The following is a 20,507-nucleotide window of genomic DNA, read 5'->3' on the forward strand; positions in this document are numbered from 1 at the left end:
ACGATGACGACCGCTACTCCAAATTGCTTTTGATTTTATCCAGCACGGTGAAAAATGTATCCAGCTCTTCCTGCGACAATCCCTTTTTCAATTCTCGCTCCAATTCGACGTACTTTCCGAAAATGGCTTCACAATACTCGATGGCCATCGGGGTTAGAATGATCTGCTTTAACCTGGCGTCGTAGGAAACGGATTGTCTTGTGATAAGGTTGTTTTTCTCCATCAGCTGCAAAATCTTGCTCGCGGTCGAACGCCTGATACAGAACTGATTCTCGAAGTCGCGTTGGAAAATCTCCTTATCCCGGTTATCGACAAAGAACTTCAGCGCCCATCCGTGCATGCCGGTCAATTGATCGCCGTACTTGTGATGAATGAACCCGTCCACATGTCGTTTCAACAAGTTCCTCAACGTTCTAAGCTCCAGCGCAACCGATCTTTCTTTGCCCATTCTGCACCTCCTTACCCTAAAACGAATGTAATTCCATCCTAATTATATTGCATTACTTGTTAGTTAGCTAACATAATTCCGACTTTTTGATTAGCATTTTCAAGACTTTTTGCTTTCGCCACAAAACCGTAACATTTTGCTCATTGTGCATATTTGCCCATTGGGCAATAATATAATTATGAAATGAGGTGAGCGCTTAGGCGGACAGTTGATGAACAAACAAAGCTTACGCGATATCAAGAGGGAAGCAACCGCAAATGCGCTTGCCGATGCGGCGTTCGCTCTTGCGCTGGCGAAAGGACTGGACGGCTTCGTCGTCGAGGACGTCGTGCAGCGCGCAGGGTACTCCAGAAGAACGTTCGCGAACTACTACTCCTGCAAGGAGGAAGCGGTGTCGATGGCCGCCGTCATCTTTAACGGCGCGGATGAAGTCGAGGCTTGGATCGGAAGCTTGAACGAGGACATGACGCCGCTCGACATCCTGTACCAGCTCATGAAACTGCAGCTGACGGGAGAGCATTTATGGAAATTGCGTCAGCTCTTAACGCTTTCGAAGCAGAACCCGACGCTTGAGCCGTACATTCTCAGCGCGCTTCGCAGCCTGCAAATAACGGCACAAGACGTTATAAGCGATCTGTCCCGCGGACGTTATCCCGACGGATACACGCACCTGCTCGTCGGCGCCGTTTACGGGGCCGTGCTGCCATTGCTTGACGGCAGTATGAACGTTTTGCTTCCAGGCGAATCAGCGCCCGAAGCGCCGGAGGCCGTTACGTTCGATCATTATTTGGATACGATGTTCGATTACTTGCGCAAAGGATTTTAATCATTAGGTCAACATAAATATTATGCATGCAAAGGAGAAACGCTAACGCATGTCAACTTTCCTGTACAAAATGGGCAAATCCGCCTATTCCAAACCGTGGTATTTCATTGTCAGCTGGATCGCGATTCTCGGCATCGTGCTCGCCATATTGGGCGTCAACGGCATCCATGTCACGTCCGATATGAAAATCGAGGGCACGGAATCGCAGAAGGTGCTAGACCAGTTGTCGGCAGAGCTGCCGGAAGCTTCCGGCGGTCAAGCGAGCATCGTGTTTACGGCGCCCGAGGGCGAACGTCTGGACACGGCAGAGCGTCTGACCTCTATTACCGAAGCCGTTAATAAAGTATATAACCTTGACTATGTCATTAATCCGATCGAACTGGCTGCGCAAGCCGGAGCATCGATGACCGACGCCGCTGCGCAAGCCGGCCAAGCAGCGCAAGGCGATGCAGCAGCCGGGGCCGCTCAAGGAGCCGCAGGCGAATTGCCTCCATACGGCCCAATGATGGTGGACGGCGTTCCCGTGCCTGGCGTTATGATCGCATCGGACGGCAGCGTTGCCCTCTTCCAATTCCAATTCACCGTTCAGCAAATGTCGCTGCCCGAAACGGTACCCGATTTGGTCATCGATGCTGTAATGCCTGTGGAGCAGGCAGGGATTACCGCATTGCCAAGCGACTCGCTTGCTACTAAGCCGGCAATCGGCTCGACGGAAGCGATCGGCATTGCCGTCGCCGCCGTCGTTCTCTTCATGACGCTAGGTTCGGTTGTTGCCGCGGGTCTGCCGCTTCTAACCGCTCTTATGGGCGTGGGCATCAGCGTAGGCGGGGCATTTGCTTTCTCTAACGTGTTCCATATGACCGATCTTACGCCTGTTCTGGCGCTTATGGTCGGACTCGCCGTCGGCATCGACTACTCGCTGTTCATCGTGAACCGTCAGCGCCGCATGATTCTCGAACAGGGACTTAGCGCTAAGGAAGCAGCCAGCAGAGCGGTCGGCACCGCAGGCAGTGCCGTGTTCTTCGCAGGCTTGACCGTTATCATTGCACTTTGCGGCATGCTTGTCATCGGTATCGGCTTCTTGTCCGCCATGGCGCTTGTTGCCGCCGTAGCCGTTCTTGCCAATGTGTTGGTTGCTCTGACCCTGCTGCCGGCTTTGCTCGGACTGGTCGGTGAACGCATCTGTTCGGCCAAAGCACGCGCGAAAGTCAGCAGCCAAAGCAACACGAATCCGAATGGATTCGCGCACCGCTGGGTAACAGCCGTCGTGAAGGGCCGTTGGGCCATTGTCGTTGCCGTCATTGTCATTCTTGGCGCGGCCGCGATTCCTGTTGCGAAGATGGAAATGGGTATTCCTTCAGGCGCGACAGCGAACTTGGACACGACTGCAAGACAAAGCTACGACGCGATTTCGAACGGTTTCGGCGAGGGCTTCAACGGTCCGCTGCTTCTGGTCGCCGAACCGCAAGGTTCCTCGGACGCCATCACAATGGAGACGCTTGGCGGGCTGGTTCAAGAACTTCAGCAGCATGACAACGTTTCGGTCGTAACGCCGATGGGCGTCAACAAAACCGGCGATATGGCCATCATCAGCCTCATTCCGAAAACAGGGCCAACGGACAAAGAGACGAGAGATCTGGTGCAAGAGCTTCGCGCCACCGACTCCGGCATGGCGCAATCGCATGATGTTAAGATTGGCGTTACCGGCTTTACCGCGATCAACATCGACATGTCGTCGAAGCTGGCTGAGGTATTCCCGCTCTACGTCGGCATTATCGTCATTCTTTCGATCATTATTTTACTGCTCGTATTCCGTTCGATCATCGTGCCGGTCAAAGCGACGGTCGGATTCCTCCTCAGCGTACTCGCTACATTCGGAATCACGACAGCGGTGTTCCAATGGGGATGGGTGCACGACCTGTTCGGATTCGACACGGGCGGCCCGCTGCTCAGCTTCATGCCGATCATGGTTACCGGCATATTATACGGACTCGCGATGGATTATCAAGTGTTCCTCGTCAGCTCGATGCGCGAATCTTACGTTCATGGGCATCATGGCAAGGAAAGCGTCATTCAAGGATACGATCAGGCCAGCCGCGTCGTTATAGCCGCGGCGGTCATTATGGTTTCCGTGTTCGCCGGCTTTATCTTTGCTCATGATATTATGATCAAACAGATCGGCTTTGCGCTGGCGATCGGCATTCTGATCGACGCCTTCTTCGTTCGCATGGCGCTCGTCCCTGCCGTCATGGCAATCTTCGGAGACAAAGCTTGGTGGCTGCCGAAGTGGCTCGACAAGTCGCTTCCGAATCTCGACGTCGAAGGCGATAAGCTGCTTGCCGAGCTGAAGGAGCAGGAAGGCGCCGCAGTCAACAAGAAGACGAAAGCGATACCTCGTCAGGCTCACTAGATTGAGAAACTTCGTAAAAAAAGGCCGGAGAATATCCCTCGCATGCAGGGATCCATTCTCCGGCTTTTTTTCTATGGCTGACCCGTGATGTACTATGGTTATTGGCTCTTTAAGAGCCTATGTGCACTTACAGACGCAGTCACAAACCAAGCCTCTCTCGTAAGATCACATATGCTCTTACACTTTGCTTAAAATAGATGTTGACGGGCTCGTGCAGCAGACGCTTCCAAGCGTCTTTCTGTTTATGCCATCACCTCTCTCTCTCTCTTTCTTAGGTATGTCGGTTCGGTCAAACCTTATCATTTGCATGAATGTTGTACGATAAGGTTGTAAGTTATAAATCCCCCGGCAGGAGTTGAACGCTAATGGATAAAATCATACCTATTTTACCGTGTCCGTCCATAATGGAACAGGTCGCCTTTTACGAAAACCTCGGATTCACAATCGTTCAGACCTATACTCGCCCGAATCCTTATGCGGTTGTACAGTACGGTTCGCTAGAGATTCACTTCTACGGAAGCAAAAAAACATTGCCTGCTGAAAATCCAAGCATGTGCTATCTGCGAGTGGATGATGTCAGCGCGGTACACGAGGCATTCTCTAACGGACTAAAACAAAACCTTGGCAAAATCCCTCGTTCGGGCATTCCAAGAATATCAATGCTGAAAGACTTAAAGGATGACAGAAGATTCATGGTGACCAATATGGGCGGCAATACGCTTTTTATCGGAACCCCGAACGCCGAAGTTAACGAGCCTGCTTTTTTCCGAACGATCGAAAGCGCGGAGTTTGCGGAAAAGTTTGCGATACTCTATGATTTGTTGTACTCCAAGGAGGATAGCGCTACGGCGAACAATATGCGGGTGAAGTTTTTTCCGGAGGACCTGTCGTCTATGGACGTTGGCGGGTTGGATATGGCAAAGGTATTGCTGGCTGTTTTGGATCTTCATTTGCAACGTAATCATATCGTCGATCCAAGGGTCGAAGTCAAGCTTAAGGAACTGCTCGAAGGTTGTGATTGGGGGAACTCAGACTGGAGAAAGATTGCGGAGAAGTATGACCAAATATTAGGCGGTTAAGGTTCTGAGCAGGAAGCGATTCCTCAATAACAACTTCATTATCAGCATAATAAAAAGCAGCAGCCTAAGACTTTATTTTCAAGTCTCAGTCCGCTGCTGTTTCATTTTTAGTGGCAGTCGTCTTCCGTTAGCTATTTTTACGGAAATCGGCCAGTTTTTCAGCTGCTTCAACCGTGTGTTTGAGCAATGTAGCTATCGTCACCGGCCCAACCCCCGCCGGAACAGGCGTAATCGCAGACGCCTTCTCCAAACAATCAGCGTAATCGACATCTCCAATATTGCCCTCGTTATAGCCAGCGTCTAAAACGACAGCCCCCGGTTTTATCCAGTCGCCTTGAACGAATTTTGGCCTGCCGACCGCCGCCACTACAATATCCCCTAATCGTACGATATCTTCTAAATTTGTCGTTTTGGAATGGCATGTCGTTACCGTTGCATTTTTGTTTAATAGCATTAAGGACACAGGCTTGCCCAGAATTGGGCTCCTCCCAATAACAACGGCGTGTTTCCCTTCGATCGGTATATGGTAATAATCCAAAATAGCAACGATCGCTGCTGGCGTACAAGAAGGGAAATCGGCGAAACCAAAAGCGTTTTGAGCAAACCCGAGAGTCGTTACCCCGTCTACGTCCTTTTCAATGCTTATGGCTTCGAAAGCCGCTCTCTCGTCAATTTGATGAGGAACGGGGTGTTGCAGCAATATGCCATGAACATTAGGATCGGCATTGAGCTCTTGAATAGCCGCGATTAATTCATCTGTCGACGTATTCTCGGGCAGTTCAACCCGTATAGATCGGATACCGAGTCGCTTACATGCGTTTCCTTTCATACGTACATAGGTGGCCGATGACGGATCGTCGCCAACTAAAATCGTCGCCAAACAAGGGACAATCCCTTGCTCCAAGAGACTCATAACTCTGCCCGACAATTTTTCCTTGATGTCCATTGCAACTTGATTACCATCCAATATCACTTTGGCTGCTGTCATCCGATCATCCCTTTCCAGGTGAATGAAACATAAAAAGGCAAGGGGAGTATCCCCTTACCTTTGCCCAGGCGTACGGCTAGTCATCCGCGTGCTCCCTCATGGTTACCCATGTTCGCCAGTTACACGCAGTCCATTTATGGCTTCATTATAACAACTGGTTACAGATACTTCAAATTCTAAACCCCATATTTCTCCGTCATGCCTCGAATATGTTTCTTTAACTCCTCGATGAAGTCCAGCGGCGCGATCACGGTAACTTGAGTGCCATAGCTAAGAACCGTTTGGAGTGCACGATTCGTGGAGGAATAATGGGCAGTAACCGACAATGTTCCATCCTCGTTGTCATGGATCTGATCGAAACCGAATTCATCCAGCACTCTCGTCCTCGCCGCCGGGGCAAAATGAAGCTCTACCTCTACCTTCGAGAAGTCGGCTTTGCTCATGAACTGCTTCTCCACATCTTGAAGGGTATAATTCCGTCGTACGAATATCTCTGGCAGCACCGACAAGCGGAGGATCCGGGATAACCGGAAGTTGCGGACCTCGGATCGCAAGAGGCACAGACATAACCTTTCAGGTAGAGCCCCATCGGCTCTACTGTGCGTTCCGATTCCTCGCCTTTATTGTTCAAATAAGCAAAACGGACCAGATGCAGCTCTTTGATTGCATCGTGCAGCGGCCCAAACTTCAGCTTGTCGTTGGGGGTTGGCTTAAAATCGAGATCGATCCGCGAAATATCAGCCTTAGCGGTATCGGCTGATCCAGGAATCATCGCTCCGATCTTGTCTAGCAATTCGTGATCGTCAGAGCTGTCCGTCGCGGTTCGGATGCCGCGAAGAGCCGCATAGATGGACGAGAAATCTTCAAGCGTCAACACTTGCTTATCGATACGGTAGTTTGACATGATTTCATAACCCCCATCCGCACCGGGGTAGGACACAATAGGAATGCCCGATTGATTGATGGCTTCCATGTCCCGGTAAATCGTACGCAAAGAAACTTCGAAACGCTCGGCCAGCGCAGTCGCACTCACTCTCGGCTGATTGAGCAGGGTCATCGTAATCGCCAGCAGGCGGTCCAGCTTCATTATAGAATCCTCCTTGGTGTAACGGCCATGCGAATCATGAATCGCCATGTTCACTCTTAGGAAGATTCTACACTGGACTGCAAATGCCTTTTATAGTTAGGACAAGAAAAACCGGCTGATCGCTATTGTTGTTGCACAGCCGGTTTTCATTTTATCGGAATCGGCGGAAGAAGCTTTGGAGGTCGGATGCAAGGAGCTCGGGTTCATCGAAGGCAGCGAAATGCGTACCGCGCTCGAACTCCGACCACTGGACGATGTTCGAATTATCCCTTCTCGCGAAGAGCTCGATAGACTTGAAATCGTTGCCGAATACGGCAAGCCCGGTCGGAGAAGCGTTCACTTCCTGAGCGACAGGACTTGGAATATGCGCATTCTCGTAGTAGATCCGAGTCGCCGACTCTGCCGTATTGGTTAACCAGTAGATCATCGTATTCGTAAGCAAGGAATCGCGATCGATAAAGTCGATATGATCGCCAAATCCATTAAACAGTTCCGCGATCCAAGCGAGTTGACCGACAGGCGAGTCTGCAAGCCCATAAGAGAGCGTTTGCGGCCGAGTCGATTGAATCGCATTGAAACCGGCACGCTCATGGAAGTTAGCAAGGAATTGCAGTCTTCGACCATCCTCTTCTGTCAGCTTCGCCATTTCCTCGGGGTCGCCCGATGGGAAAGAGAACAGCTGGAGCACGTGAAGCGCAAGCAGCCCTTTCGGCTTCATAAGACCGAGCTCCCTGGAGACGAGAGCGCCAAGATCGCTGCCATGCGAGCCGTATTGATCGTAACCGAGGCGACTCATCAATTCATCCCACGCTTTCGCAATGCGGGATATGTTCCATCCTGTATCCAGACTTGAGCCAGAGAATCCGAAGCCCGGCACGGACGGTATGACAAGATGGAAAGCATCCGCCGGATCTCCGCCGTGGGCGCGCGGATTGCTGAGTGGACCGATGAGATCCAGAAATTCGGCGATCGAGCTGGGGAATCCATGCGTCAGCAGCAGCGGAATGGCGTTCGGTTCCGGGGATTCGATATGCATGAAATGGATGTTCGCTCCGTCAATGGTCGTCGTGAATTGCGGGTATTCATTCAGACGCGCTTCGAACTTCCTCCAGTCGTAACCGTCCTGCCAGTAACTGACCACGTCTTTTAGATAGTCCTTGGATACGCCGTACTTCCATTCCGTGCCCGATTGGCCGTCTAACCAACGCGTTAGGGACAGACGCTGCTTCAGGTCATCTAAGTCGGCTTGCGGAATCTCGATACGGAAAGGACGAATTTCGTTAATGTCGTTGCTTTCTTGGCTTACTTGGCTTGTCATTGGGTTGTTCACTGTCATGGGAATGGCCTCCTCGAATTTGGGGTTGTCGTTCTCTCTTGCTTACATTTATAAGTTTAAGCCATCGACCCTGACAGCCTTATGTCAGGGTTATTCGGTGCTTCAAAAAAATCGGAAGCCAATTAACTGATTAGGAGCTCAGCAACCAGTTCTCTTCCGGTTTCGGAAAGTGTCTTTTTCAAGATAACGCCATTAAGATCATGCGCGAATTTTTAGAGAAAGCGGAGGAAGGCTCCCCTGCCGGATTCTTTTTCCTCAAGCGGAGCCGTAAGTTACAACCTTATATCGTGGGGGCTATATAAACGTACCAGACCAAGGGATCAAAAATTTACCGAAAAGTGACAAGAATCAGTACCGATTATCGAGTTCATCCCCCCGTACAAAACAAAGCCGATCGGATTCCGATCGGCGCGTTATTTTACTATCGTACCCGTCATATTACCTGGCGCTTTCTTTCGAACGCTGCGCATAAAGTCGCTTTTGCTTACTTTAATATTCTCCTTTAATTACAAAAAACGAGCCCCGAATTGTTCCGGCTAGTTTAGACTTCTGTCTAGCAAACTTAAACTTCTCTTCCAACTCCTTTGGCACCTCCATCCCTTCGGAAAGCTTAAAACCAACGGCCCGCTTCTTAGGGTCATCCACCGTATACATGACGTTGACCTCAAGACCATCCTCATAAAAGACGAAGGCCCATTTGATATTTTCCACTTGAAAACGCGACGTTGCTAAAGGTTTGGCCGCAAACTCAATATCACGTTCTTCTTTCAGAATCCGGTTCACATAATCTAGGGTCTCCTGACTTTCGCTAGCTGGCACAACCGCAAATTCATGCTTGTATTTGCTCATAAAGTAACGGGCTTCATTAGCACGCAAACCAGCAAGCGCTTCTGCTACAGGCGAAGACTCTAAACCAACCGTAGACACATTTTTGAATTCAACGATATAGGACATTTTCATCTCTCCTCTTATCTCTTTATTTCCCTTCCATGTTTTGGTACCGAATGCGGTTACTGTTCCAACGCCTTCTCAAGATCGCCGCACCATTTATTCCAACCATACTTAGCACCATTGAGTGCTGGTTCATTCGAAATTCCGGTTTGTTCGAGATGAAGGTTAACCTGGCCGTCCCCTAAATCCTGCAGCGTCCAGGTGATCGTGTGCTTCTCCCCACCGCTGGCCCAGGTATAGGAAACCCGGTTTGGTGCTTCCACGATAAGCACTTCGCCTTCTATAATGCCATCCCAGTATTCGTTCGGCTGCGTGCGAAACTGAAAACGGTGTCCTACGACGGGCTTAAAATCATTTTCCATCGGCTGACCGGTGTGGATGTTGGCCACCCACTTGGCAAGCTTGCTGGAATCGGTTAAGGCGGACCAAAGCTTCTCGATCGTTGTCTTGTACTGAAAATCCAAGGTTAATGTTAAACTCATTCTTCTTCCTCCTCTAACAGTTGTTTCAAACGCAACATATTCGCACTCCAGAACTTGCTGTAGAAAGCCACCCAATCTTGAATTTCCCTGAGTGGAGCGGCGTTTAACCTAAATAGCGTTTCCCTGCCGACTTTTCGGTCAAGTACCAGTCCGGCCTCTTAAAGCTTGCGGTTTCTCGGGCGCAGTGCCCACGAGGCGATATTAAGTGCGGCATACGAGAGCGGTAGGATCAAATTAAACCCGTTTTCACCATAATCGTTGGCAAACGCATGAGATAATGCCGCGCCAGTCATTAAAAAGAAGATACCGGCATAAGCCCATTCTTTAAGCCTAGGAATGCCTGGCACGACGATAGCAATGACTCCAAGCAATTTCCAACTGCCGAGAATGTACGTGACGTATAATGGAAAACCAATGTTAGTCACTAACTCGACATTCCCCCCATATTGCATCAGTTGCCCGATACCACTTAACGTAATAGACATTGCCAGTAATGCTGTGACTGTCCAATAAGCAATCATTTTTCCTCTGGACTGGGTTTCTACTTTCGCGGTTGTTTCCGCACCAGTGATCGTACTCATTTTGTTTCCTCCTCATAATTGTTGATTCAAGTGAATGATTTCGTTGCTCTACACTCTCAAAATGACTAGTTTCCATTTGGACACCATATGGTGACGTTTTAATTATAAGACACCATTCGGTGTCCTGTCAACAACATATTCAACTCCGCATGAAAACGTCTGCGTCAGTTAGCAATGCTAGATAACCGTCCGTTACATCGACAACGGCAGCTGATCGTATGGCCTTTCAGCTGCCGGGAATCGGTAATATTCTTGGCCGCATTCGGAACACATTCTTGACACTGAGAAGTGACAAGAATGTGTTCCGATAAAATAAAAAAAACCGCGATTTGCGCGGGATTGAATTGGTACACGTTCTTGTCATCCGACTGTTTCTATCCGCCCCCATGCCAGATTCCTGAATTTCCACGCAGGCTTTCCCGTTACAATCAAATTAAGCGCGCTGATTAAAATCATAAAACCTCCTATTAGAGCAATTAATTCTGGCTTGCTTCTAATAGAAGGTTTTAGATTGCTGATTCAACTAGCGTTCTCCGTCAGCTTAATGACTTGCGGTACGGTTCTCCGCGCCGGCTATAACGGCAAGTTCATTATTTTTCACGTGCGAGTTTTGCCGTAAACCCGTCTATTAATACATCCAATCCAAATTTAAATTCATTATCCACACTGGATTTTGTGGTATAAGAAGCTAGGCGAACCACATTCGGAAACCGTTCCTCCGGCAGTTTACGATAAAAGCTATCATACTTATCTTCCAATTCCCCATATGAAGAATGCTCCTTCCCGGCAATAGCATTCAGGCGAACCTCTTCGGCTGCAAAACCAAGGACATAACTTTTCAGCATTGACGCGATCCACGGAACCTGGGGGTCAGAAAAGCCTGCCGAGACGAGTAATTGATATAGTTTTTCGATTTGCGTTAACCGTTCATATCCCACGGCAATCGTTTGATTAAACAATTCTACCGCGTCTTTGTGCGCGAGCAGAACCTTTCTGAACTGATCCGCCCATTGGTATACCTGCTCTTCCCATGGCAAAGACGTTTCCGGCCAGAGCAATTCCCCGCTTATCTTATCTGTGAGTAGCTGCATCAACTGTTCCTTGTCTTTGACATGATAATATAAGGAGGCTGTTTTCACATGCAATTGATCTGCTATTTTCCTCATGCTTAATTCTTTTAAGCCAATCTCATTCAATAACTGTAAGGCAGCTTCTATTATCCGAATCCGATCAAGCGGGATATAACCGGTTTGCTGTTCTTCAATTGCCGAGTTTATATGCAGGGGGTACTTTCGTTTCCTTGCCAAGCCATTCACCTCTTTCACTTGACAATTATACCAGATACCCGTAATCTAATACCATTAGATTTATCTAACACCATTAGAAAAATAATAAAAGGAGACAAATCGAATGAATCTGAACCACTTGAATCTATGTGTAAACAATCTGACTGAGGCAAGAGATTTTTTTAGCAATCTTTTCGACTTTAAATTGTCAGATCAAAAAGGAGACGTCATTGCCGTGATGACTGATAGGACTGGGTTTACTCTGGTTCTGCAGTCTAATTCAAAAAAGGTATACACTTACCCAAAAGACTTTCATCTAGGGTTTTATGTTGAAACCAAGTCCGATGTGGATCAATTTTACACGAAACTTGTAGAAGCCAATATCCCGACGGAGAATGAGCCCGGCATAGTAAGGAATGGATACACCCTGTACTTCACTGCTCTTGGCGGAATCCTGTTTGAGGTGACCTGCTTCAGCCTTTAAGTTTCTATAAGCTGAATGATCTCATATTCGTTTTGCATTAGTACCATGAATCATCGATAAACAATGCTTCAAATTTTCTATCTCATCGATAGCGTTCCATTATCACAGAACTACAAATGATGGGTATCGTTGGAATGCTGCCGGTTACTTCAATTGAACCGGCAGCCGATTGGCCGGCTGCCGGAGCTATCGTTACCCGTTGAACGATCACCCTTCGTACAAAAAGTAAGATCTATTCAAAGTGATGAACGTTTTCAGACACCCACTGGGCAAAGTTGCGTGCTTGACGGCCAGTGACCTGCTCGACAGTCGGAACCACAGTATACGCAGATTTTGGAGGGTTGGCGTGCCATCCTATTACAAAATCGATAACGTCCTCTTGAGCCCCTCTTTTCCTCATGCGTTCGCGCGCTTGCTCTTCGGTGAGCTCAACGAATCGGATATCCCTTCCGATCGCTGCACTGATCGTGCGAACTTTCTCGGGAATGGTCAACACTTCGGGACCGGTCAGCGTATAAATTTTACCTGCGTGACCGGGGTTGATCAGCGCGGATGCAGCCACACTGCCTATATCAGCGGGGTGTATCATAGCATCCAAAGAGCCGCCAAATGGCTCACTAACAACACCTTCCATGCGGATGGACTCCGCCCACAATAATGCATTGGACATAAACTCTGGGGTAGGTTGGAGAAAGGTCCACTCGAGGCTGCTGGCTTCCACTGCCTGCTCCACTGGGCCATTCGCACCACTCCACAATACCGTGACTCGCCTTACGCCGGCATTCATAGCCAGTTCAACAATCTCGGGTCCAGTCTGCAGTGGTCCGTATCCTTCACTGCTGAAAGTGATCAAATGCATCCCTGTAACGCCGTTCAATGCCGGTACAAGAGATTCTGGTACAGTAAGGTCGCCATAAACGACCTCAACTCCTTCCGGAAAGTTTGCATTTGCCGGATTTCGCGTCATCGCACGCACACGTTGGCCGGCCTGAACAAGTTGATCGACAACATGACGACCAACATTACCGGCTGCTCCCGTTACTAAAATGGTCATTGTTCATCCTCCTAAGCCTTATACCCATTTATCCCGGTTTTCTCTCATTACGTTAATTTGCTTTTCCAAACGTATTTGAGCTTCTTCCAATGCCAGCCTTTGTCTGATTACTTCATTTCGTTTAGTCTCATATACTTGCATTAGTTCTTCGCAGTACTCGTCTTTTTTGTCATGTAGTCCGTTTCCGGAATTTTCGGAGTGCTTGCAATATAAAACATCCTTAATCTGATCCGTTGTTAAACCTAAACCAAGATACAGTTGAATCGTATTTATCAGTTCAACAATAGAATCATCAAACTCACGATAATTATTGTCATGACGAGAAACCGTGAGTAATCCTTTCTGCTCGTAATACCGGACGGATCTGGCACTGATCCCGGTTAGTTTAGCGATTTTACTTATTTTCAAATCACGAACTCCCTTCTTTTCAATAATTAGTTTCATCATAAAGTGTGACACTAGTGTTAATGTCAAGTCCTAGATATGGGAGAAGGTTTAGCTGCGCATAACGGCGCTTTAGCCATTGATGAAAAATGGAGCAGTTGCCGGATCGGAATCTGCTCCATGGCACAAAACTAAGTTCGCCGTTAGCTTAAGCTTCGGATAGGGGAGTTATCCTTCTGGAGGTGAAACATGGGGCAGCCTTGTTCATTGCGCTATAGTTCCTCTTTAAACAAATATTCCTTCTGGTCCTTTTTGTTATATAATTCCCAATACACATCGGCTATCCGGTCCGGATCGTAATACGTCCCCTTTCGGACATGGTCATCGATTAGAACCTGCCCTACATAAATTCCGTAAGGAGACAATGTCTCGGCAATCGAAAGCGCAAGCGAGCGGATCGCAGCCTTGCCAATGGATAAAGAGGCATACAGTGGATTTGGAGTCAGTGCAATACCGCCCCCAGTGAAAAAGAGCGTCCCCTGTTTACGTTCGACCATATCCGGAATTACTTGTTGAGCGCTGGTCAACGCACCGACAGTGTTCACCTTAAAATCTTCAATAAGCTGCTGCTCGGTTAATGAAAGGGGGTCTCCCGGCACGATATGTGCCGCATTATATACCAAAACATCGGTGGCTCCATAGTTGTCTTTTATCTGTTTAAAGGCAGCTTTTAATGAATCCGGTTCTGATGCATCTGCAGAAATTCCGTGCGATTCAATAGGTATCTTTCGAAGATCTTCCAAGCTGCGTTCCAGAGATGATTTGGTTCTTGATATGAGAACCACTCGGAAGCCATTGCTTCCGAATTTCTTGGCTATACCGGCGCTTACTCCCGGTCCAGAACCGACTATGACTAACAAAGGTATATGGCTCATCCTTACCACGCCTTCCTTCATATATTAGTTATTTCTATATTTCTAACAATATCGAAATAAAGATGCAACGTCAACCGTTTCGCCCCATCTAAGCGGCGTAATTGTTTATTTCTCTATCCAGCTCCTTCAAGCGAAGGTAATGGTGGTGCTCCTTCATTTCAATCCAGTGCGACGAGCTATGTTGGAAATCTGCAGTAACTTCGTTCGATATGAGCATAGTTGGAGGGCTATGTTGGATCTCTGCATTAACTTCGCGTGAAGCAGGGTGTTATAGAGAATGGTAAAAGTTAATGCGAATATCCGGTATAGCTCCCGAAACCTCCTCAACCTACGGAAAGTTACTGCGAAAAACCAACATAGCTTTATTCGCGCAAAGCAATCGGGAAATCCGAGTCAGCATTCACTAAAACTTCAATCGACCTAATTAAAACTAATGCTGACTTAACGTATACAAGTAGAAGCCAAAGTCTGTCGGCGTTCCAGGATGTCCGATCTGCCTGAGCATGGCCGTCACATTTCCTCGGTGGTACGTTCCATGATTGACAAGATGCTGGATGAAATCGACGTAACGGGCTTGAAACGCACCCGACGGACACATTGCTTCAAGCTCTTCGTGCTCCGCGATAAACTTACGCAACCGTACGCTTAGCTCGCTCATCATCAGATCCAGCTCTTCGATTGGCTTGCCCTTGGTTTGGGCCGCAAGGCGATTCGTTCTCTCCATTAATTCGCTCACGTATTCCGCTGTCATGTCCGTAACTCCGCCTTGTTCGAAAAACGTCAACCAATTGCAATCGATGACATGGATGTGAACCATCGCCTCGTAGATCGTTGGAAACACGCTTTGGATTTCTTTGCGATACACCTCTTCGGTAAGCTCCTGCAAATAAGCGTTCACCTTCTTGTTCGCCCATACATGGTAATCGTATTGCCGCAATGCGTTTGTCTTCAATTGTTATTCCCCTCTCGGCGGGGAATCGCGCAGTTTATGGGCAGTTATGCGCTAAGCCCCTCATGAGTTTGCCCTTGTAATCGATTTGTTTTCATATCAAACGCCTCCCGATTATCGACTTCGTTAATAGTTTAGCGCTCCGCGGAACGGCTTGCCTAGTCTATTGCGCAAAAAATAACGGGAATATATCCCGTAAAAAAAAGCATGACGGGTAGCGTCATGCTTCTTAGCTGGAATTTCTCCCGTTAATTGCTCGCATTTACCCGCATATCAGGTATCGAGGCTATTTTAACGGGAGGTTTTCCAGTTAACTCAGTTGCTCTCGGCAGCTTGCATCCAAATCATCCGCTAGGCGTTAAGCAATTGCTCCACCTCAAGCGACGCCAGCAGCAGCGGGCCTATGCCCATATAATGATCGGAGACGACCGCTTCGGAAATATAATAGTCGAACGAGCCGTTGCGGTCCTTGCTAAGCCCCGCTCCGCAGCATATTTGATGGAGATGCACGCCTTGCTCGTCCTCCGTTACCAACCTGCCGATAATGCCTTCATAGCCCTTCAGCATTGCAGGGCGGAAACCCGAGCTCAGATAGCCGAGACGCAGGCCCTTCGCCATCGCATAGACGAACATGATCGAGCCGGTCGCCTCCAAATAATTACCCTTCCGCTCGCCTTGATCCAGCACCTGATACCATAAGCCGCTCGACGGCTCCTGCACGCGCACGAGCGCATGGCACATGCGCTCGAAGATGCCGATGATCGTACCGCGCTTCCGATGCGTGACCGGGAAGTGCTCCAGGCAATCGACCAGAGCCATTGCATACCAGCCCATCGCCCGGCTCCAGAAGTTCGGGGACAATCCGGTAAGCGAGTCCGCCCAATCCTGTTCTCCCGATTCATCCCAGCCGTGATATAGCAAGCCGGTGCGCTTGTCGCGCGTTCTGCGCTCGATAAGCAGCAGTTGATGCGCAGTCTCATCCAGCAGCTCGGGCCGCTCGAATACTTTGCCGTATTCCGCGAGGAAAGGCGATGCCATGTACAGACCGTCCAGCCACATTTGGAACGGATATACTTTCTTATGCCAGAAGCCGCCCTCGGAGGTGCGGGGCTGGCTCATAAGCTGAGCGGCCAGCGTGTGCGCCGCCTTGGCATAACGCTTATCGCTGGTGCGCGCATACTGCATGAACAAATTTTTGCCCTGATTGATTTGGTCGAGATTGTATTCCTCCAGCGTATAGGTGCCGATGGCACCATCCTCGGCCACGAAATGATTCATGTGGCGATGCATAAAGGAATAATAACGCTCCTCGTTCAATTGCTTGCCCGCGCGCGCCATTGCCATCAGCAGCATGCCCGGCACATAAGCCCAGCGCTCCAGCGGATAGTCGTGAAAGCCGTCCTCCCGGCATTGGCCCATGATCGTATCGGCTATCCTGCGAGACCAGCCCTCTAGTTGAAGCTGCTTCTGTTCTGTCGTCATCCTGCCTCTCCTCCCTTGACCGCGGTTGGCTCCGTCAACTGTCTTCTCAGCCATGCAAGAGCCGGACCCCCATTTATTTCATGTCCACCATGGAAAAAATCGCATAACACCGCATCCGGCGTTCCCGCCGCCGCAAACAGGCTTTGCAACTCGCCGAATGCCTTCACTGCCGCCCCTCGCGGGAACACGCGGTCCGTATTCCCCGATTCCAGGAACAGTCCTCTAGGCGCGATCAGCCCGAGCAGCTCAGGCATCTCCGCTTCCAGCAGAATTCCCGGAATGTAATTGTCCAGGCAATGATTACGAGCCAATATGCTTTCTTCGAACAAGCTGGCATAACCGCTGACGACCGCGCAGCGGATTCGGTGATCAAGCGCCGCCGTGAAGCCCGCGACAAGCCCGCCGCCGGAGATGCCCATGATCGCGATCCGGTTCGGGTCCACACCGGCCCTGCTTTCCAAATAATCGATGACGCGCGACGTTTCGCGGATGCGAAGGCCGGCAAGCGTCCGCCCGGTCATAAGCAGATGCGCAGCGAGCCGGAAGCAGGAGTTTTTGCCCGGCCCTTCCTCCTTATCCTCCGCGAGTCTCCGTTCGCCGAAGCCGATCAGCTCCGGAGCGGCTACGATGTACCCTTCCCGCACCAGCGAGACGGCAAAATCCTTATGGAGCCCGGGATCGCCTGCCCGCTCCGAGCCATCCGGCCCCATTCCGGCAATCTCCCGGTTCCCGTAGCCATGGCCGTGCAGAGCGATGACCGCAGGCGCCGGAGCCGCCGCCGGTTGGTTCGGCACCAGCACGTACATCGTCATGCTCAGCCCTTCCAGCGTCGCAATCTCCAAATGCTCGCACACATAGCCATCGCATTCGCGCCGTTCAAGCAGCCTTGGCTTAAGCTCATCCATATTCGCCGGGAATTCGCCGAGCAGCCGGCTGAAAGCCTCCGCCAGCTTGGTTCTTCTCTCCTCGCTGCCCGGCGTTTCCCCTGCCGTCCTGTTCCTGGCGGCTTGCTCCGTCAGGAAGTTCAAATAGCGTTCAATGCTCATCGTCATCGCACTCTCCTTTCTCCCTCCCGCTCCGCGGGTTAGTACCCCTCGGGATGCCAGCCGTCGAAAATTTGAATAATCCGATAGCGAGCCGCCTCTTCCGCCGTCAGCTGGCGGGACCAGGATACGCGTTCATCGGCTGCAGCTCCCGCTCCCGTGCTGGCGAACTCCTCGTAGCGGCTCGTCGTCTCGCGATCCGGCTGTCCCCAGTTATGCCAACCCTCCGCCGTGATCGATTCGTCGATGGACGTGCGGATGAATGCCACATGGGCGTATGGCCGCCAAGGCCTGCCCAAATAAACGTCCCGCACCCCTTCGCCGCCCGTAATGGCGCAATCGAGGAACACGTATCCGAACGCTTCGTTTTGCGGCGTAGAAGCAGCCGTTATATACCCTCTCGAACGCTTGTTATGCAGCCGGCATCTGTCGAATACCGCCGTAGCCGCGCCGAATATATAATCGACGTCGCCTTCGATGTAGCATTCGTTATAATATTGTTTGCCTTTGCCCGTATACAGGGTGTCCTGATCGCCCAGCAGCCTGACGCGGCGGAATACCGCCTTCCCGGCATCGACGAAGGCGGCCACCGCTTGTCCCGTCCCCGATCCGGAGGCGTTGCGGATCGTTATATTCTCCGCGGTGAACGACTCGGCCAACACGTTCAGCGTGCCCGTGCGGAACGTTCCGAGCGGCTCGCCGTCCGCGCCCAGCGTATGGGCGTTATCCGACCAGGTCAGTATCGTTCCGTCCCGATCCTCGCCGAGCAGCAGGATCGGCGGCGCGGATGCCGGAATCGTCACCTTCTCCTCGTAGAGCCCCGGCTTGATACGAATCGTGACGGCTTCTTCCAACCCCTCCGGAATAGCGTCGATGGCCTCCTGTAACCGGCTGTATTGCGCCTTATCCTTTTCACGGGCGGATACGGTAATCAGCATAGCTGCACTCCTTTCTCTTAGGCGAACCTATTTCGCTTACCGCTCCCTACTCCTGATCAAGCGGCTCATAGCTGAACCAATCGAATTCTGCATAATGGGTGCGGCCTGCGTCGGCGCAGGCTGCGTACATGCCCATGTATGCGCCGGTGAAGCCGCCAGCCATATCGGTGCTCAGTATCGTGCCGTCGGCTTCCTCGGCAAGCGCCTGCCATTGCTCCGATTCGACTCCGCGCCAGTAGAAGCCGTAACGCTGGCCGTGCGCCTCCGCCCGCAGCACGAGGTTTTCTCCGCTGTACGAGCTTGCGGCAAGCACGTTCTCTTCTCCGTGCTTCCGCTGCGTAAGCCGAATCTCCGTAACGCCGTCGAAACTTCCGTATTCTACACGGAACTGGAAGTCGGCGTTCTGCAAAAGTACGATACCTGCCGCGTCGCCTGCTTCCTGCGGCGCGAAGGATAGCGCCGTCTCGGCCCGGAAGCTCATATGCTGCTGTCTTCTTCCCACGAAAGAAGGATTGTCGACAGCGGCGATGGACGCCGGCTTCAAAGTCAGCCGCAGCGAGCCGGGACGATCGCTCAAGCTCCAGTAATCGCCGCGCGGCGTGCGGATAAAGTTCCAGATCGGCGCCAGCTCCGGCGAATCGAAATCATCGCGTGCCGGAAGCTGCGGCCATGCCGCCTCCGGCAAGTCCGGCGCTTCCCCTTCCTGCTCCACGATCCCTTTCCCCGGACTAACAACCGGCCATTCGCGCTCCCAACTAACGGGAACAAGGAACGTCTCGCGCCCCAAGTTGCGGTAGTAGCCGCCATACGGACGGGAAGCAAGACAGAGCATCCACCAGTCTCCCTTCTGCGTCTCGATCAGCTCGCCATGACCGACGTTGACGATCGGATAGCTTCGCCCCAGATGACGATGGGTCAGAATCGGATTGCCTTTGTAGCCCTCATACGGACCGGCAGGCGATTCGCTGCGCGCGATCGTAATGGCATGGGTATGGCCGGTTCCTCCCTCGGCAATCAACAAGTAATACCAGCTGCCGATTTTGTACAGATGCGGCCCTTCTTGGGCGTGCGCGACCTTGAGGGCTCCCTGCCAAATGCTCGTTCTCGGACCGATCAGCCTCCCGCTGGCCACATCCAGCTCCTGAAGCCAGATGTCCATATGCTTCGGATACAGTTGGCCTTCCGGCGGAACCCGGTTGCCGGTGTAATACACTTTGCCGTCATCGTCGAACAGCAGCGAAGGATCGATGCCCGGCGCATCCTCCAGCCATACCGGTTCGGACCAACTGCCGGCCGGATCGGTTGCCGTGACAAAGAAGTTATGGCACTCCTTCTCGTTGTCTACGAAGGTTGTAATCATATAATAGACGCCGTTATGATAGCGAATCGTAGGCGCCCAAATGCCTCTTGAAGGTTGAATGCCGTCCAGATTAAGCTGGGACGGCCGGTCGAGCACATGGCCAAGCTGGCGCCAATTCACAAGATCCTTACTGTGGAAAATCGGCACTCCCGGAAAAAACTCGAAGCTGGACGTTACCAGATAATAGTCTTCGCCGACCCGTATGGCGGATGGATCGGGATAAAAGCCCGAAAGAATCGGATTTTGAAACTTGCGCATGCTTCTACCTCCCTGCACGGAATAAAATGTAAGCCTATTCAAGTATAGTTCAAGAATACATCATAATGTTCAAACATCCTTGCTTATTTTCTCGTTTTTTATATATCCATGCTATTAGGACAAATAGAATATGCGGTCAAGCATTA

Annotated in this window: 21 protein-coding genes, 1 pseudogene and 1 riboswitch; of the genes and pseudogenes, 4 read left to right on the forward strand and 18 right to left on the reverse strand. The window is 50.7% G+C overall.

Annotated elements, in window-relative coordinates; translation table 11 throughout:
• Positions 1–13: 13 nt before the first annotated feature.
• Entirely contained in the window at positions 14–448 is a 435-nt protein-coding gene (locus J2T14_RS24960; protein ID WP_307475225.1) for a MarR family winged helix-turn-helix transcriptional regulator, read from the reverse strand.
• A 211-nt stretch (positions 449–659) separates the two neighbouring features.
• Between J2T14_RS24960 and J2T14_RS24965 the strand changes: the two genes are divergently transcribed.
• The 3 genes from J2T14_RS24965 to J2T14_RS24975 all read left to right on the forward strand — a co-directional run bounded on the left by J2T14_RS24965 (position 660) and on the right by J2T14_RS24975 (position 4,763).
• The gene (locus tag J2T14_RS24965) at positions 660–1,274 is read left to right on the forward strand and encodes a TetR/AcrR family transcriptional regulator (protein ID WP_307475227.1); all 615 of its coding nucleotides are present in this window, start codon (positions 660–662) and stop codon (positions 1,272–1,274) included.
• A 49-nt stretch (positions 1,275–1,323) separates the two neighbouring features.
• Positions 1,324–3,684, forward strand: a complete 2,361-nt coding sequence (locus J2T14_RS24970) for an MMPL family transporter (RefSeq protein ID WP_307475229.1) — start codon at positions 1,324–1,326, stop codon at positions 3,682–3,684.
• Positions 3,685–4,049: 365 nt separating this feature from the next.
• Positions 4,050–4,763 carry a hypothetical protein gene (locus J2T14_RS24975; RefSeq protein WP_307475231.1) on the forward strand — a complete coding sequence of 238 codons (714 nt, stop codon included), beginning with the start codon at positions 4,050–4,052 and terminating at the stop codon, positions 4,761–4,763.
• Positions 4,764–4,890: 127 nt separating this feature from the next.
• Here the strand turns inward: J2T14_RS24975 and J2T14_RS24980 are convergent, their stop codons facing one another.
• The 9 genes and pseudogenes from J2T14_RS24980 to J2T14_RS25020 all read right to left on the reverse strand — a co-directional run bounded on the left by J2T14_RS24980 (position 4,891) and on the right by J2T14_RS25020 (position 11,495).
• Positions 4,891–5,751 (reverse strand): bifunctional 5,10-methylenetetrahydrofolate dehydrogenase/5,10-methenyltetrahydrofolate cyclohydrolase, encoded by an 861-nt coding sequence (locus J2T14_RS24980; protein ID WP_307475234.1) that lies wholly within the window; start codon positions 5,749–5,751, stop codon positions 4,891–4,893.
• A 55-nt stretch (positions 5,752–5,806) separates the two neighbouring features.
• A riboswitch (ZMP/ZTP riboswitch) is annotated at positions 5,807–5,884 on the reverse strand.
• Positions 5,885–5,927: 43 nt separating this feature from the next.
• A complete protein-coding gene (locus tag J2T14_RS24985; RefSeq protein ID WP_444939716.1) occupies positions 5,928–6,194 on the reverse strand; it encodes a helix-turn-helix transcriptional regulator in 267 nt (88 codons plus the stop codon).
• Positions 6,191–6,838: a helix-turn-helix transcriptional regulator gene (locus J2T14_RS24990; RefSeq protein WP_307475239.1), complete on the reverse strand. Its 648-nt coding sequence runs from the start codon at positions 6,836–6,838 to the stop codon at positions 6,191–6,193. Before J2T14_RS24990 ends, J2T14_RS24985 begins: the two co-directional genes overlap by 4 nt.
• Before the next feature lie 151 nt (positions 6,839–6,989).
• Positions 6,990–8,174 carry an epoxide hydrolase family protein gene (locus tag J2T14_RS24995; protein WP_307475242.1) on the reverse strand — a complete coding sequence of 395 codons (1,185 nt, stop codon included), beginning with the start codon at positions 8,172–8,174 and terminating at the stop codon, positions 6,990–6,992.
• 489 nt (positions 8,175–8,663) lie between these two features.
• Positions 8,664–9,128: a phage tail protein gene (locus tag J2T14_RS25000; protein WP_307205072.1), complete on the reverse strand. Its 465-nt coding sequence runs from the start codon at positions 9,126–9,128 to the stop codon at positions 8,664–8,666.
• 56 nt (positions 9,129–9,184) lie between these two features.
• Positions 9,185–9,607 (reverse strand): SRPBCC family protein, encoded by a 423-nt coding sequence (locus J2T14_RS25005; protein WP_307475244.1) that lies wholly within the window; start codon positions 9,605–9,607, stop codon positions 9,185–9,187.
• Positions 9,604–9,765 (reverse strand): annotated as a pseudogene (locus J2T14_RS25010) (transcriptional regulator); the annotation flags it as partial. The pseudogene J2T14_RS25010 and the gene J2T14_RS25005, both read right to left, overlap by 4 nt.
• The gene (locus tag J2T14_RS25015; protein WP_307475246.1) at positions 9,766–10,188 is read right to left on the reverse strand and encodes a DoxX family protein; all 423 of its coding nucleotides are present in this window, start codon (positions 10,186–10,188) and stop codon (positions 9,766–9,768) included.
• Between the two features lie 590 nt (positions 10,189–10,778).
• Positions 10,779–11,495 (reverse strand): TetR/AcrR family transcriptional regulator C-terminal domain-containing protein, encoded by a 717-nt coding sequence (locus J2T14_RS25020; RefSeq protein WP_307475248.1) that lies wholly within the window; start codon positions 11,493–11,495, stop codon positions 10,779–10,781.
• A 103-nt stretch (positions 11,496–11,598) separates the two neighbouring features.
• Between J2T14_RS25020 and J2T14_RS25025 the strand changes: the two genes are divergently transcribed.
• A complete protein-coding gene (locus J2T14_RS25025) occupies positions 11,599–11,958 on the forward strand; it encodes a VOC family protein (RefSeq protein ID WP_307475250.1) in 360 nt (119 codons plus the stop codon).
• Between the two features lie 232 nt (positions 11,959–12,190).
• On the opposite strand, the gene J2T14_RS25030 is transcribed toward J2T14_RS25025, so the two are convergent.
• The 8 genes from J2T14_RS25030 to J2T14_RS25065 all read right to left on the reverse strand — a co-directional run bounded on the left by J2T14_RS25030 (position 12,191) and on the right by J2T14_RS25065 (position 20,361).
• On the reverse strand, positions 12,191–13,012 hold the full coding sequence (locus J2T14_RS25030) for an NmrA family NAD(P)-binding protein (protein WP_307475252.1): 822 nt from the start codon (positions 13,010–13,012) through the stop codon (positions 12,191–12,193).
• 18 nt (positions 13,013–13,030) lie between these two features.
• Positions 13,031–13,459: a MerR family transcriptional regulator gene (locus J2T14_RS25035; RefSeq protein ID WP_307475254.1), complete on the reverse strand. Its 429-nt coding sequence runs from the start codon at positions 13,457–13,459 to the stop codon at positions 13,031–13,033.
• A 209-nt stretch (positions 13,460–13,668) separates the two neighbouring features.
• Positions 13,669–14,331 (reverse strand): SDR family NAD(P)-dependent oxidoreductase, encoded by a 663-nt coding sequence (locus tag J2T14_RS25040; protein WP_307475256.1) that lies wholly within the window; start codon positions 14,329–14,331, stop codon positions 13,669–13,671.
• A 430-nt stretch (positions 14,332–14,761) separates the two neighbouring features.
• On the reverse strand, positions 14,762–15,283 hold the full coding sequence (locus J2T14_RS25045; RefSeq protein ID WP_307475258.1) for a DinB family protein: 522 nt from the start codon (positions 15,281–15,283) through the stop codon (positions 14,762–14,764).
• Between the two features lie 348 nt (positions 15,284–15,631).
• Complete coding sequence (locus tag J2T14_RS25050; protein ID WP_307475260.1) at positions 15,632–16,762, reverse strand: glycoside hydrolase family 88/105 protein; 1,131 nt, start codon at positions 16,760–16,762, stop codon at positions 15,632–15,634.
• Positions 16,759–17,808, reverse strand: a complete 1,050-nt coding sequence (locus J2T14_RS25055; RefSeq protein WP_307475262.1) for an alpha/beta hydrolase family protein — start codon at positions 17,806–17,808, stop codon at positions 16,759–16,761. The genes J2T14_RS25050 and J2T14_RS25055 overlap by 4 nt, the downstream gene beginning before the upstream one ends.
• Positions 17,809–17,846: 38 nt before the next feature.
• Positions 17,847–18,743, reverse strand: a complete 897-nt coding sequence (locus J2T14_RS25060; protein WP_307475264.1) for a pectinesterase family protein — start codon at positions 18,741–18,743, stop codon at positions 17,847–17,849.
• Positions 18,744–18,789: 46 nt separating this feature from the next.
• Positions 18,790–20,361 carry a glycoside hydrolase family 43 protein gene (locus J2T14_RS25065; RefSeq protein ID WP_307475266.1) on the reverse strand — a complete coding sequence of 524 codons (1,572 nt, stop codon included), beginning with the start codon at positions 20,359–20,361 and terminating at the stop codon, positions 18,790–18,792.
• Positions 20,362–20,507 lie beyond the last annotated feature (146 nt).

Origin of the sequence: Paenibacillus harenae, assembly GCF_030812415.1 — a bacterium.
GTDB classification, from domain to species: Bacteria; Bacillota; Bacilli; order Paenibacillales; family Paenibacillaceae; genus Pristimantibacillus; species Pristimantibacillus harenae_A.